Here is a 15,169-nt window from a genome sequence, read left to right as displayed (position 1 = left end):
TGCGGCTTCTGCCAGTTTGCTGAGCTCGCAGAATAACTGTGTCGAGAAAGGGCGTCTCCCGGCGCCCATTGAATCTTGGCGACAGAGCCCTCCGGGTTGCTAAGCTTTGCTACAGCCACCCCCATTGGTGATATTCCTACTTTGCAAACTCAGGGACATTTCTACTTGGCTGCAACAGGCATCTGCGATTGACCTGATAAAGATCGCGCGCAGCTACGAGCATCCGGTCATAGTGCTGTCAGTCGCGCCATGGCCGCGGCCAGTGGCATTGCTCGCAGGGCGCCCTGCCCTGGCACCTCGCGGTCGCTGGCATAGACAAGAAGGCGCTCCGCGACCTTCAATTCTTCTGCTGCGATATGAAAGCCGCGCGTGACCTTCGGGCTGGTGGTTCGCTTGACCTCGATCGCCCAGAGCGCGCCGCTTGGGAGTTTCAGGATCAAGTCAATTTCTGCACCGGCGGATGACCGGTAGAAGCTTGCTTCTGTACCACGAGGTGCCGCTGCGATCAGGTTTTCGATGCAAAATCCCTCCCACGATCCGCCAACAACCGGATGGCCCAAGAGTGCCTCTGTCGTTTCGATACCCAATAGCGCATGGGTCAGACCGGCATCGCGAATGTAGACCTTTGGCGATTTGACCAGCCTTTTGCCTGTATTGGCATGCCAGGGCGGCAAGCGCCTGACCAGCATCAGGTCGACCAAAAGATCGAGATACCGCGCCACGCTTTGCCCCGAGACGCCCAGCCCCGCGGCGAGTTTGGCTGCGTTCAAGAGTCCACCCTGCTCATGTGCAAGCATCGTCCAGAACCGGCGCAGGGTTTCTGCCGGAATGCGCAGACCAAAGGCGGGGATGTCCCGTTCCAGATAAGTGCGGATGAAATCCTCGCGCCAGGTCAGGCTGGTTCGGTCGTCAGCCGCCAAAAAGCTGTCTGGAAAGCCGCCCCGTAACCAGAGTTGGTTAAGCAGCCCCTGCCCCACTTCATCCAGCATGAACGGTGTCAGTTCATGATAGCTGACGCGCCCGGCCAGGGATTCTGCGCTTTGCTGTAGGAGCGTGTTTGACGCCGATCCCAGCAGCAGAAACTGCCCTGTTCGATGCCCGGCCCGGCGGCGCCTGTCGATTTGACCGCGCAATGCGCCAAACAGGCCGGGCATCAACTGCACTTCGTCGATAACAACCAGCTTGCCCGCTTGCTCGTCCAGATAGAGTTCCGGCTCTGCCAAAATCAGCCGATCCGCCTGCCGCTCCAGATCAAGATAGACCGCATCCCGCGCCTCTGCGATATCTTGCGCCAAGGTTGTCTTGCCCACCTGGCGCGGGCCAAGCAAGACGACACCCGCTTGCGAAGCAAGCGCTGTTTCGAGACGGTTTAGATGATTTCGGACGATCATACCTTGCATTTATGCTATCAGACGGAATATTTGCAAGGTTTCTATGGAGAAACTCACCTGATCAGCCGGCGCGAGGCGCCCCGGGCGCAGCCGTCCAGCGTCAGAGATTCCGAGCCGCTGAACGTGCCCAGGTAAACCTGTTTGATCTTCGGACCGACCTTGGGGCCACCACCTGTAACTTCCTTGGTGGTGCCGCTCGTCTTAAATCGATAGCTGCCAACATGCCATTCGCCGCCCCGATACACATTGATGAAACGGTAGCTAACCCCATACTGGTGGTGATTTGCGGTCCGGCTTAAAACCTAAAAGTAGCATCTTTTGCCGGACAACCTATTCGTCGCGATACTCCGGAAGCATTGTCCAGCTTCGACAACTTCCTGTTAAAACCGCACATGAAAATGGTCATCGCGTGTCGCAGGAAAAGTGATTGTCAATTCTGCTCGGCATCTTGACGCCATGCAAAAAGCGCCGCCCGAGTTGCTGGTCCGAAGATGCCGTCTAGGTCCTCTTCGTAAAAGCCCGTATCAGCAAGAATGCGTTGAATCTCTACCCGCGTGGAAGGGTCGAGTTGTCTGCCACGCAAAGTGATCAACTGCTGCGTTGCCTCGGGCTCGCGTTGACGCCACGACGTCAAAAGCGCATCTGCCGTACTTGGCTCCTCTTCCTCGATGTCCACTTCAGGTTCAGGCAGTGTGAAAAGTGACCGTGGGATCGAAACATCCGAAAAGAAACCGGGCGCGAAAGGATTGTACCGAACGGCGGCATCAAATTGCAGCGTGGCCGCATCGCCCTCGGTCGTGAAGGTCGCTTCTGTGACGCCAAGCGATGGATTAAGCGAGGCGGAACCAGCCTGAACCAGCCGAAACCAGGACCACGGGCCGGGATAGGTTTCGTCAACCAAAGCACGCGCACGACGGAAGATGCGAAATGCGATAGTGCTGTCCTGAATACCGGTCAGTGGCCAGGATTGGGTGTCCCACCGGACCGGCCCATGGCTGAATTGGTGCAAGGTGATACCGGAGGACAGGCTCAATCGGCTAAGTTCATTGTCCATGAAGCCGGTGCGCACGTTGAATTCCATGAACGGCTTGCCGTCAACGAACATCGCTTCGGAGATCTGGTTGAACCGTGTGAATGCAACCTTCGTCTCGTTCGTCAGATCAACGCGACCGGCCAACAGAAACGTATTACGTGGCGCGAACTGGCCATTGGCGGCCTTGAACCCGGACAGGAAGTCCTGCTCGAATTTCCCGATCTTGCCTTCCGCCCCAAAAAGATCGGTAAACTCGGCAAGCGGAAAATCTGTGGCGCTCGCGGGGTCAAACGGGAATGTCTGCGTCAGCGTTGCCTGATGCGGCACCAGTATCTGGCGCTCCCACTCGCTGTCGATATGGCCGCGTACGAATTCCATGGCGCTGTCATCAAGCGTGGCCACGATGCTGCGGCCAAAATCCCGGATGAAGTCGAGGTCAGAGCGGGTCACAAATGAGTTCAGAACCGCCAGTGGGTTGGGTGCGCCGGGGTTCTGAAACTGTGTGAAGAGATAGGCGCCAGGTCCGTTTGGCGCATTCGTGGCCTCCGCCATCCAAAGATTCACATCCCGTGCATATGACAGGAACAAATCGAATGTGCTTTGCTGATCTTGCCCCGGCTGCAGCGCATCAAGATAGGCACGGAACGCGGACCGAATATTGAAGGCTGTCGCAGCTTCTGTGCTTGATGTTGGCGGGGCAAGTTCCGGTGCGGCCTCCGCCATCTCGCCCTGATCACCGCCTGCAGCTTGTGCGGCGACTGGTGGTGCGGGCAAGAAAACCTGGATGTCGGTATTCGTCGTGATCGCGCTGACGAGTTGATTAATCGGATTTTCCGACGCGTTCGTCAGCGCCGCCAGCAGGATTTGCGCGTCGCTCCAGTCTTCGGCAGCGCGAAGCTCAAGCGCCATGATGAACCGGCCCCACCGCTCAATGTAATCGCCGGTGTAGTTTTGCGCCACGCGCCGGGTGATTGCGTTTTCGGCTGCGGTGTCCAGCTCTCCGATGACGGATTCGTAGCCGCGCAGAATGTCGTTGAGATCGGCCATCTCGCCATCGACAAAAAGATCGTCAAATCCGGGCCGCGTATAGGCGCGGGGGACGAGATAGTCTTCGGGGTCTTCAATCTCGACAAAGACTTCAGAGAAGCGGGGGCCGACCAATCTGCGCAGATCGATACGTTCGCTGTATTCGGGGCGGCGCATGAGCGCCTGATAGAACAAATCCGCTGTATCAAGTCCGGCCAGCGTGTTGGCGACCACGGTGCGCAGGCTTTCGTTACGGTTCGGCCTTGGCTGATTCAGCGTAAAGAGATCATCCAAAGTGCCCTTCAGGCTATTCTGAAATGCGCCGGAGACCTCGCCCTGTTCGGCAAGCCCGTCCGAATAATAGGTGATCAACGCCTCCTTGTGCGCGACCTGATCGGTATGCAGCTGCGCCTCGACCGTTGCGAGCTGGATAAGCTCGACGCCGTCGCCCAGACTGTTGAAGGCGAAAATCTCTTTCTCCATGAAATCGATCAGAGATGCCTGATAACCTTCAACCAACTCCCGCTCGTAAAGGCCGCGATACATCTCTTCCATGGACCAATCGGGCAGAAGTTCCCGGTGGTTCTGTTCGTTCAACGGCGCATACCGCGCCAGCCCGTCGCGAAGCGGCTGCAGCAGCAGGGTGCGCTGGACCAGAAAATCTGAATCCGTGGAAATATTCGAAACCTCAGAGAAGTAGGTGTCGAACGCAGCTTCAAGGTTGTCATTCACCGCGCGGTAGGAACTGTAGTTTTCCCACACCAGATAGGCAAAACCACCCACGAGGGCGGTCAGGCCGGCGGTCCAAAGGCTTGATTTCAGTCCCCGTTGCGCTGTCTGGCGACGATTGGGACGGACCTGAAAGCTTTCACCATGATAGGCCCGCGCGAGCAGTCCGGCATTTTCAACGGTAACGCTCGTGTGGTCATCGTCGAGATCGGCAGAGACCGGCATTTGCGAGAAGAAACGTTGCCCGGTGACCTGTGCCAATGGATCAACGACCGGCATCGTCTCATGCGCGCCGACGAACACAATGCTTTGCAGGTTGAGCGGCTCTGTTCGCGGTGGAAATGGCTGGACAAGGGCCGCCATGCGCGGACGCAATTGTGCGTTGATCAGTGCAAGCTGCAGCGGCGCATTCAGCAGTGACGCGCTGAATTCAGGCAAAAGCTGCTTTTGCAGGGCGGGCATCTGGCCCCTGCCCAGATTGGCAATGATCTCTGCAAAAAGCGCATTAACGCGCTCATCCACACCACCATCCACGTCGGGCAAAAAGCCGCCAAAGACGACACCTTTATTGAGGTGCCCGGTCAGCAGCGCCGCACGAGACAGATCCTGCACCTGCTCCAGACCAACGAGCGCGACATGAATGGGGATATCGATGCCGAATTCATATGCCGCGACATTCAGGATGCGATTGATGGTCGAGATATTGCCCGCCTGCACCGCAGGGGTCTGCAAGAGCATCGCAAGCTCAATCTCCACATAGGCCGCATTCACAGCCAAAGTCGGGCGGTTCTTGAACAGCTTCTTGAAGACGAGGTTCAAAAGATCAAGCGACAGCTCCGCCCCACCATCGATTTCGACCTTAAAGGCAATCGCCGTGGGCGAGGTCCATGTTGTCGTTGTCAGACCCTTGTGGCTGACAGGCTCACCGAATGCCACATAGCCCAGTTCGGCCATCGCCGTAGACGGAGCATCGGAGCGATGCGCGATAAAAATGTTCCAGGGAACAGCGTCAGCGCGGCGTCGGATGACCCGCGCCCGCGATCGTGCCTGGCCGAATTGCCGTTTGACTTGCTGCCTGAGCGCGCGCAGCTCGGCAGCCGCCGGATCATGCGGCCAAATGCGTTTGCGATAGATGATCGTCAGCGCCAACACGACAAGCGCCAGAACAGACACGATGCCCAGCCATATCCAATGCCAAAGGCCAAAGCTGCTGCCCGACAGCCAAAGGTAGATGAACCAACCAAGCTGTAGCACGGTCGCAAGCAGGAATGCCGCCAAAGCGACTTTTATGACTGTCAGCCATCTCATTGGCGCGGTACAACTTCTACGGTTCCGGTTTCGCTGGAGAACACAAAGTCAACCTGACTGCCGGCCTCCGCCGCTGTTCGTTTCTCTTGAAACTCTGCCAGCAACGTACGTTCTGTTTGCGCACGATAAGTCACAAGTCCGAAAGTGATGGCCGCAACGATAAGTGCTGCAAGAACCACTTTCGTGCTTGCTGCAATTACACGCCCGGGTGCGCGATATTTCTTGACCTCACGCCCGGCTGCGACGGCCACACTTTCTGTCGGCACAAGGTTGAGTGACGTTTCAATGCGAACGATCAGTCTGTCACGCTCATGCTCGCCTGACTTGTTGTACTTGCCCCGGTACCCGAGCTTGAGGAAGATGTAGACGATCTCAAGAAACTCGTGCAGGACCTTGGGCTGCATCAGCGCCCGATCTGCAATATTGTAGAACCGGTCACCGCCGTCGCGGAAACCAAAGAGATCCGCGACCAAGGTGCGGTTTTCCCACCCGCTTTCTGTTGCCCAGGGGCGCAGCAAAACGAATTCATCGATGACAATCGCATAGAGAAGGCAAAGGTTTTCGGCGACCGAAGGCGGATAATCCAGACGGACCACTTTGTATTTCAGATCAATAATCGCCCTCGCCAGCTCCGTCCGGGTTGAATTGATCTCTTCCCCCGGTTTCAGCCGCGAAAGCGTGCCGCAGACGGAAAGCAGTTCGGCAGATGCATTGATCAGGCTGTTTTCGGAAGCCTGATAGTTTGCCAGCTCGCGCTCCATGCTTTGCAGGTCGCTGGGCGACGCCTGCGCAAGCTTCGTTCCAACCCCGGGTGCGGCACCTTCGGGGGTGATTGTAATTGTTGGAGTGTCAGCAACTTGGCCGTTCATGGCTATTCCAGCATGTAAAGCGTTGCTTCGACGGAACGGATACGGTCATCAACATGCAGGGCGAGCGCTTCGCGTTTCTCAAGAAAGCGTCGCCATTGCTCACTACTTGTATTGATCGAAAAGTAAGCCGCATCGGCGCGGCTGCGCAACTCTGACGGTGCCATGGGCATCAACGTCAGGTCAACACCCGGAAGACCGCGCGCAACAAGCTCTGGCATGGCCGACAAACCGGCCAGCTTACAGGCCAGCGGGCCAAGCTGCGCCAGCGCCTCGGCCTTGTCCGGCCCACGCAAAGCAAGGACAGGGCGCCTGCCTTGCTGCAGCAGCTTTGCGGGAACAATAACTCTCAGAACCCGGCGTTTCTCGAAAAGCTCGGTATTCCAGGACAGCGCCACGACATTCGCCGGTTTTTCCAGCGTCAGTTTGCGGCGCAAAGACGATAGCAGGCCGTCGAAACACGCGGTCATCTGCTCGGGATCAAAGATCAGATCATCATCAACGGCCGACCCCAAGATCGCATCCAACTCGACTGTCATGCTCGCCAAGGTCAGAAACAGGCGACGCGGCCCGATCATTCCCGTATGCGCTTCGTTCTGCAGAACCAGAAGCCAGCGATTAAGAACCTGCAGTTCCAACCGCTCGGCCAAAAGGCTCGCCTCGCTCAGCGTGTCAGTTTCCGCGGCAACCCGGCCTGCGGCATTTGCAGCGCGGGCGCGGGCGAGCGAAATCATCTCTTCGACCCGCTCGGTCAGCAGTTTCGATGCACGCAGGCAAAGCACATGGGGAATGAACGATCGATCTAGGACAACGCGCCCCTCCGCAGTCTTTTCCAGAATGCGGGCGATGGGAATGGCTGCATATCCTGAAAAATCAGCGCTTCCCAAACGCAAACACGCGCCAACCTCGGCAAGTTCGGCTTCGACGGCGTCATTGCGCGGGTCATTCAGGTCGCGCAGGCTGTCGCGATGCTTGACCATCCGAACCGGTACATCATGCGACCCGAATTGTGCTTCGCCACGAATTGCGAGGGGGACGGATAGAAAAACCGTTTCCTCTACGACACCATCTGGGACGTCGAGCGCAAGGCCCTTGGCCAAGCGGAAAAACAGTCGGTCGGGAAAAACCCCAGCCCCTTCCCGCACAACCACCTTGCCGACATTCAGCGCCTCTACGTCAAACTCAAGCTCGCTGACCCCGTAGTCGCCGGAGGTAACATCAAGCTGCGCCAGCTCGTTGGCATAGCGCTGATGCGCCAGATCCATGTGCTGAAAATGCTGCGGGGCAATGAACATGCCCTCGCTCCAAACGATGCTGCCGCTGGTCATCCGCCTAATCCTAAAAGTCCGCCAGCCCCTTCGAGAATACGCCCGAAGAAACCTGGCCTTTCACCTTCTACCGCATCTGACGGGTTCCGGAACTCGATTGATATACCCGATGCCGTGACGGAAACTGTCACACCGTTGTCCAGACGGTCTGCGTCAATCGGCACAGCCGCGCGGAAATTCTGCCGCTCAAAATCAGCGAATTCCGCAAATGCGCCCAGGAAGAACGCGTCCGGCACAAGGTCAAACGCCACAAGCCGCGTTTCGCCGGGAAAAAGCGGTGAGAGGCTGCGCCGATCCAGGACAACGCCCGCGAGTTCGGGTGAGCTGTCATCGAAAATCTCAAAGAACGTGGCGGCCTCAAATTCTGAACGGGTGCTGAGTTGATAAAGCCGGATCACAACTGGGTTCGACGCGTCATTATACTGATTGACGTTGGGCCCAGCCTGCACGCTGAGTGTCTTGTTCACCGGTCCGGTCACTTCATCGCCACCGCCACCGCAAGCCGACAGCGCCATCACCGCCAAAAATGCAAGCCATCGCATCATAGCTTACGGATCTCCTCTGCAAAAAGCGCCATGAAGGCGCGACGGTAGTCGCCCCTTGATTTGCGTTTGGCAAATTGACGGAGATGGATGGCCCAGTACCGCGCTTTCCTGCGGCTGAAGCGCGGAATGTATTCGTCGTAGTCTTTCTGCAACACTGCCGGGTCAAGCTCTTCGATAAACCGGTCGATTGCGCGCTCAATCGCCTGATTGACGTTCTCTCGGTAAGGCAGCGACTGTATCATCGCATCCTGCAGTTGTGGCGGCGTCGCATTGTGCGACGGAAGATCCGGCAATTGGACGATTTCGGAAAACGCCACGTCTTGCTGCGCCCCGCTTTCGTCCACGGCGTCCTGACTGGCGCTTTCATCGATCTCCGGCCCGTCCGCGAATGGATCGAACATCAGGTCCGGATTAAGATCGACCTCGGCTTTGGAGAACACCTCTTCCGGCTCGGCCAGCACCTCTTCGACTTCGGCGTCCGGCATTAGCGGCGCGTCAGAGGATAAATCCGTCGACAGATCAAGCGTCGGCTCACTCTCCTCCGGCGCGTCATCATCATCCGAGACCGCATCCAGAATACCGATCAACAGCTTGTAGCCGACAAGCCCTAATGTATCGCCATCAACAAGCGGCATTGGCGTTTTGGGTTGCATCGTGTCGCCGTTCAAGGTGGCGCCGTTTGTGCTGATATCGCTGACCTCATAACGACCGCTCGAAAGTCGAGAGATCCGTATATGAGACCGCGACATCTTTTCAGACAGATCAGGCAAGCTGACATTGGCCGCATAGTCCCGGCCGATCGTGACCGGAAACTCGTCCAAGTAAAACTCGCGCTTTGGTACCGTCTCGGTGGGTGGCACCTGTATGATCTGCACACTGAGCGTCATTCTTCCGTCGCGATACAGATCTGCATTTGCGAATTGAACTGGTGAAGGAACTGCGGATCAGCCATGACATAACGATGTGCGAAATGAACGCTCATGTCCTGGCGACGGAACTCGATTTTGCGGAAATCGCCTTCGCTCAGACCACGATCTTCCATGTAATGCGCGAAGATAAGTTCATATTCCAAAGCGGCATCGATATCGCCCACCAGCAACATGTTGAGCAGCGACTCCGCATCCCGAGGACGCATCACAACATTGTATCCGTTCTGGTGCAGGTACCGCCATTTGGACGTCGCGAACTTGGCACTATAGCGCGCGCGAAGGGCGTCAGCGGCGTCGTTGGGGTCAATTTCGGAATTCAGCGGCAGATACCAGGCGAGATCCTCTGACACGACCGGCGTTGAGGGAATCGAGTATTCTGCCCTCGCAGAATTCGCCGACCCGACAAAGAAACCATCAAAACGTCCGGTCTCGGTCCCAAGCTGCGCATCGGCCCAGCTTGTCATATGGAACTCGTAGGGAATGTTCAGTGCGTCAAGCGTGCATTTAACCCGCTCAACCGCGATACCTGTCATCTGGTTGTCTTCGATCATCTGATAGGGTGGCAAAATCTGGGTCGCCAACCGCAAAGGCTCTGATTGTGCGACGGCAGAATTCGACACGCCGAAAGCGCAGATTGCGGCCGCCAAGAGGGTCTTTAAACGCAAGAACAACATCCGTTCACTCCATACTCAGCACGACATCCTCACCATCGTGAGACACGGTGATGGAGGAGAGTGGTTTGTCATCAATTACCCGAGATATGCACTCTTCTGCTAGGCGTGGCAGGAACTTTTTGTTAATTATGGCTTCCAGTGCACGGCCGCCGGATAACGGGTCCGAATTGGCGCTGACCACATAATCGACAAAGCTGTCTTCCCACGCGAAGGACGCACCATACTGAGCGCTGATGCGCTTTTTGATGCGGTTCAGGTGGATTTCGGTAAGCTTGCTGCCAACTTCGGGTGTCAGTGGATTGTAGGCGATGAGCTCGGTCCGCCCGATGAAGGCCGGGCTGAAATAGTCGAGCAAAAGCGGACGCAGATGATCCGTTAGTTCGGCAGATGTTGGCGCGTGATCAGCCGCGTCGATGAAGTCGCGAATTTCCTCGCCGCCCGCATTTGACGTCATGATGATGATCGTGTTGCGGAAGTCGACATCGTTGCCTTCGCTATCGCTGATATGGCCCTTGTCAAAGATCTGGAAGAATATGTCCTGGATTTCCCGGTGGGCCTTTTCCATCTCATCGAGCAGCAGCACACAATAGGGCCGCCGGCGCACGGCTTCCGTCAGAACACCGCCCTTGCCATAGCCCACATAGCCCGCCGCTGCGCCGAGCAGCATGGAGACCTTATGGGCCTCCTTGAATTCGGTCATGTTGATCGTGACAACCGCATCCTCGCCGCCAAAGAACTGATCCGCGATGGCAAGGGCGGTTTCGGTTTTGCCCACACCCGACGGGCCGCACATCATGAAAACACCGATGGGTTTGCGCGCATCCGTGAGGCCAGCACGTGAGATTTTGAGCGAACGCGCAATGGCCTCAATCGCAGCATCCTGTCCAATGACGCGCTCTTTGAGGGTGTCTTCCAAGGCGAGAAGACGCTCAGCCTCGCTCGCGCCCAGGTTCGATACAGGCACGCCGGTCCAATCCGAGACAACTTCGGCAATCGTGGCCTGCGTCACCCATGGATGCACAAAGATCTCGGCCTCGCCATCCTCATCATCGGCCTCCGGTATGACCGCGGTGGCTTCATCGCCATCGGCATCCATCGCCGCGCGTGCGGCTTCCAGACGGTGAGCGACTTTCTCTTTTTGGTCTTCCCACATCGAAATGCGGTCCGCGACGGTGGTCTGCAGGTCTTCGATGCTTGAATTCAGCTCGCTCGCGTCGAACTCTGGCTCTCCGAACATGCGGGCGTCCGCCAGCGATTTGGCAAGCTCCGCCTCCACAAAGCGCAGCTCTTCCTCAAGCGCCTCGATTTGGGCGGGACGGGCGTGCTGCGACAGGGCAACGCGCGCGCAGGCCGTATCCATCAGGCTGATCGCCTTGTCCGGCAGACGCCGCGACGGCATGAAGCGGATCGACAGGTCCACTGCTGCTTTGATGGCCTCTTCGCGGACGAACACATCGTGATGCGCGCTCAGGCCCTCTGCCACTGTGCGCACGATGTTGACGGCAGCATCGCGGCCAGGCTCATCAATGGTGATCGGCTGAAAGCGGCGTGACAGGGCGGGATCTTTTTCGAAGTATTTCTTGTATTCCGCGAATGTTGTCGCGGCGACGGTGCGGAATTCACCCCGCGCCAAGGCGGGTTTCAAGAGGTTGGCCGCATCGTTTTGCCCCTCTGCGCCCCCGGCCCCGATCATCGTATGCGCCTCGTCAATAAAGACGATAATTGGCGTCTCGGAGGATTGCACCTCTTTGATGACGTTCTTCAGGCGCTCTTCGAACTCACCCTTTACGCTGGCGCCCGCTTGCAAGAGCCCCATGTCGAGCGCAACCAGATCGGCACCCTGCAATTGCTCCGGCACTTCCCCAGACGCGATTTTCTGGGCCAATCCCTCAACAACAGCCGTTTTCCCGACGCCCGGCGCGCCCAGAAGGATCGGGTTGTTTTGTCGCTTGCGCAGCAGAACGTCGATTGCTTTGGAAACTTCGCCTGTGCGGCCCAGCACCTTGTCCAGCTCTCCGTCACGCGCCTGTTGCGTCAGGTTGACGGTGAACTTCTGCAGGGCGGTCCCGTCTCCAGCCGGAGCGGCGCCACCACCGCCACCTGATGCCGCACGCGGAACCGTCGCGCCACGTTTCACGGAGAAGTCCCGCAGCGCATCCGTTGACAGCGGTTTGAGTGCGGAGAGCGGCTCGGTCCGTGCACCCAGAGCATTGGGCAGTTGTGAGGCGAGCAGGAAAATCTCTGGCGTGATCTGACCCAGATCCATCTCAACCGATGCCTGCAACCACGCCTGTTCGATCAGCTTGGCGACGGAGCCTGAGATCGTCGGCTGCTTGCCCCCATCGCCGGACCCCACCGGCATCGCTTTTTCCAACTCTGCCTGCAGGTCGCTCATGTTCACGCCCTGATCTTCCAGAAAGCCTTGCAGCTCCGTGTCCGATCCGAAGATGATGTGGAACAGCCAATGCGCGTTTTCGACTGCCGCCGACTTGCGCTTCATCGCTTCGCCCACCGCGTTTTCCAATGATGCACGCAATTGCGGTGAGAGGCGGGATACAAGTTTGGTGAGACTGGCCATTATTCTGGGTCCTTATGCGGCAATTTCTGAAAGCTTGAGAAAGGCGCGCTTATGCGGCGCGCGCTGCGGGGTGAGCATGTTGTAGGCGCCAAGCTGGTCGGCCTGACGCGGGGTCGCGGACAGCATGGGGGCCTTGATCATGTGGCGCGCCACGTCGGCATAGAAAGTCGTTGGCACCGGGTCGCGCAGGTATTGGTGCACCGCCGAACGCAGCTCTGCGGTGCCTTCTATATCATCGGCCAGTTCGCGAAATTCTTCGCGGCTTTCGCAGCGAATGAAGACCGAAAGACGTCCAGTCGGTGTCTTGCCAAACCGCCCGACAAGCGCACCTTGGCCGAGCCGCGCACTCTGATGCGCGCGGGCACTCAGGCGCGTCATACAAGACGGTTCAATCGGGTGCACATCGTCGAAAGAGGCCGTGACGCGCACATCGCGCCCTGTCCACCAGCCCACCAGATTACGTAGGCCTTCAAGGCTGCGAACCCGCGACAAGAGCGGCAAAACAGTTTTCAGGTGGCGGGTGTCGTCGCCTTTACGCCCCACGATCCGCATGATCCGGTCGATGAAACTGGCGACCTCGCGGCCACGCGCATCCTGCGTTGCAACAAGGACCTGCGCCTTTTCGGCCCGCACGCGCAGTTCCAGTAGCCGCCGGTCGAACATCGCCAGAAAGGCACGCAAGCTTTCATCATCGTTATGCAGCGTCTTTTGCAGGGCGGCCTGGATATGATCAGGAAGCGCGCTGTCAAAACCCGAAAGCGCACCGCCAGCGATGGCCGGCTCCGTGATCCCGCTATTTTGCGCGAGCGTCCCGCGCCGCGCCTTGTCGCCTAAGGCATGAGTTCCATCCGGATACGGGTCAAAGCGACCAGCTGCCAGCGCGCGCGCCAGATGCGTGTTTCCCAAACGCTCAGCTTGCAAGAGCGGCAGGTCGATCAGGCTCTCGGCGGTTTTGTCCTTTATCCGCATGCCTGGCTCCCATGCACACGGGGGAACACGCGGAACGGCTGCTCCCGGCCACGTTCGCGGACCTTCAGCTGAAAGAAGCGGTCATAGCTCACAAGCGAGCTGAAATAGATATGCAGGGCAACGCCAAAGACATGGCCGGGAAACGGCAATGCATCAAGGTCGATCATCACTTCGATGACATTGCCAGACGCCAAAAGAACGTTGTTCCCAATGTGAACCGGCGCCGTCGTGGGGGTAACCGTAACATCCCAGACCGCGTTAGATGCATCCGTGTAACCCTGCGGTGCGCAAAGGTTCAGCGCCTCCTTCAGCGCCTCGGCGGCTGTTTGTTGTTCGTAGATTGACGAGAAGTTGCCGTTGATCATCGACATGACATCCCAAAGCCGTTCGGGCCTTGTGTCAGGATCGACCGGCATCGAAGGCTCGTCCATCAATGCGAAGGGCAGGTCCGCCAGCGCCTCGGATTCCAAGAACATCTTCGCACCGGGACGGGGTGCGATGGCCGCGCGTCCGTTTGAGCAATACATGGACGCCACGAAATCAAGTACCGGAGGATCCTCTCCCACAGGGCTTGTTACCGAGAAACTGACCTCTCGCCGCGACGGATCAAACTCGCCCACGACATAGCGTTCCTGCCAGACCGGCAGATCCTGCGCACGTCGGCGCGAGGGTGACGTCACACGCGGCAGTGCCTGTTCCCCTTCTGCCGTCAGCTTGCGAATGTCGCGGATCTGCAAGCTGTCAACCGGCATCGTCTCGCTCAGCGACGGCTGTATCGGCACCTGCATGCGGGCATAATCGTACCGGACGGGCAGCGATTCATCGACAAAGATGTTGACCAGCGGCACCACATTGGTCGCGATATCCCCCTCACCGACCTGGTCCAGCGTGCCTGCCCCACGGCTGGAGAGGAAAAACCGCAGTTCAACGGGTCCCTCGGTCACGGCCTGAAAGCCGCCGTCAGTGTCTTTCAAAGTGAAAAAGGATGCTTTGTCGGGGAAGGCAAAAAAGTCTCGCAGGCGCGCAATGGATTGGACTTGTGCAAGGTCATTGGGCAGAAAGGTCGTCCAGTCTTCCGCCATTGTCAGCACAAGGGCGTCCGGTTGCAGCACATGGGCATCCCGTTGCACTGTCTCTGCGGTGGACGCTTTGGCATATGCGACGCCCAGAACCTCACCACTTAGCACATCGATCAGACGCTGCTTGCGCCCGCCACTGGCAGAAACGTAAAGCTCGATGCTGTCTCCCAGTGCTTCGGACAGCGGCTGACCTTCGTCAAGCGGATGCAATGTCACTGTCAGCGCAGCCTCACAGCCGCGGAACTGATCGGGCACGCCATAGCGAAATGGCGCGCGATCCAGCTTGATTTCGCCAATTCTTATCGGTGCGAGCCGCGTGTCGCGCGCAACAGAAAACCGGCAATCCGGCAGATCACCGCTCAAAATCACCGGTACGGCGGTGTCTTTGAGAACGGTCACGGGTTCCGTCAACTGACCTTCATCGCCCGCAGGCTGAATGACAGCGTAGCTGGGCGCGCCAAAGAGAAAGCCGGGGGCGATCATCCGCATCAGGTCAATCGCGGTCTCGGGCATGGTATCGTCCATGCGCTTGTGCAGGCGTGCGGCTTCCAGTGCTAGACTATCGGCAAGTCGTTGAACATCAGGGTCGCTGCTGCGCCCCGCCGTTATCCCCAACTCCTTGGCTTTTTGCGGGTGCGCGCGCTCGAACTCTTCAAACGAGCGCCGCATATAGTCGAGTTCATTCTCAAAATATTGTAAGATCTCTTCCACCGG

General features: G+C 58.1%; 10 protein-coding genes. All 10 read right to left on the bottom strand.

Annotated features, from left to right (window positions below; all coding sequences use genetic code 11):
* Positions 1 to 227: 227 nt before the first annotated feature.
* Positions 228 to 1,391, bottom strand: a complete 1,164-nt coding sequence (locus tag SLH47_RS22690; RefSeq protein WP_320242938.1) for an ATP-binding protein — start codon at positions 1,389 to 1,391, stop codon at positions 228 to 230.
* A 430-nt stretch (positions 1,392 to 1,821) separates the two neighbouring features.
* Positions 1,822 to 5,487 (bottom strand): ImcF-related family protein, encoded by a 3,666-nt coding sequence (locus SLH47_RS22685; protein ID WP_320242937.1) that lies wholly within the window; start codon positions 5,485 to 5,487, stop codon positions 1,822 to 1,824.
* On the bottom strand, positions 5,484 to 6,356 hold the full coding sequence (gene icmH, locus SLH47_RS22680; RefSeq protein WP_320242935.1) for a type IVB secretion system protein IcmH/DotU: 873 nt from the start codon (positions 6,354 to 6,356) through the stop codon (positions 5,484 to 5,486). The genes SLH47_RS22685 and icmH overlap by 4 nt, the downstream gene beginning before the upstream one ends.
* Before the next feature lie 2 nt (positions 6,357 to 6,358).
* Complete coding sequence (gene tssK, locus SLH47_RS22675; RefSeq protein ID WP_320242934.1) at positions 6,359 to 7,681, bottom strand: type VI secretion system baseplate subunit TssK; 1,323 nt, start codon at positions 7,679 to 7,681, stop codon at positions 6,359 to 6,361.
* The gene (tssJ, locus tag SLH47_RS22670) at positions 7,678 to 8,226 is read right to left on the bottom strand and encodes a type VI secretion system lipoprotein TssJ (protein WP_320242932.1); all 549 of its coding nucleotides are present in this window, start codon (positions 8,224 to 8,226) and stop codon (positions 7,678 to 7,680) included. Before tssJ ends, tssK begins: the two co-directional genes overlap by 4 nt.
* Positions 8,223 to 9,113 carry an FHA domain-containing protein gene (locus SLH47_RS22665; RefSeq protein ID WP_320242930.1) on the bottom strand — a complete coding sequence of 297 codons (891 nt, stop codon included), beginning with the start codon at positions 9,111 to 9,113 and terminating at the stop codon, positions 8,223 to 8,225. Before SLH47_RS22665 ends, tssJ begins: the two co-directional genes overlap by 4 nt.
* Entirely contained in the window at positions 9,110 to 9,820 is a 711-nt protein-coding gene (locus SLH47_RS22660) for an ABC transporter substrate-binding protein (RefSeq protein WP_320242928.1), read from the bottom strand. The genes SLH47_RS22665 and SLH47_RS22660 overlap by 4 nt, the downstream gene beginning before the upstream one ends.
* Before the next feature lie 13 nt (positions 9,821 to 9,833).
* Positions 9,834 to 12,407: a type VI secretion system ATPase TssH gene (gene tssH, locus SLH47_RS22655; RefSeq protein WP_320242926.1), complete on the bottom strand. Its 2,574-nt coding sequence runs from the start codon at positions 12,405 to 12,407 to the stop codon at positions 9,834 to 9,836.
* Between the two features lie 12 nt (positions 12,408 to 12,419).
* Positions 12,420 to 13,376, bottom strand: a complete 957-nt coding sequence (locus SLH47_RS22650; RefSeq protein ID WP_320242925.1) for a type VI secretion system baseplate subunit TssG — start codon at positions 13,374 to 13,376, stop codon at positions 12,420 to 12,422.
* Entirely contained in the window at positions 13,367 to 15,166 is a 1,800-nt protein-coding gene (locus SLH47_RS22645; protein WP_320242923.1) for a type VI secretion system baseplate subunit TssF, read from the bottom strand. The genes SLH47_RS22650 and SLH47_RS22645 overlap by 10 nt, the downstream gene beginning before the upstream one ends.
* Positions 15,167 to 15,169 lie beyond the last annotated feature (3 nt).

The sequence above is a fragment of the Cognatiyoonia sp. IB215182 genome (assembly GCF_033963905.1).
Classification (GTDB): Bacteria; Pseudomonadota; Alphaproteobacteria; order Rhodobacterales; family Rhodobacteraceae; genus Yoonia.
Note: the sequence above shows the minus strand (reverse complement) of the source record. Positions and strands in the feature narration are given on the sequence as shown.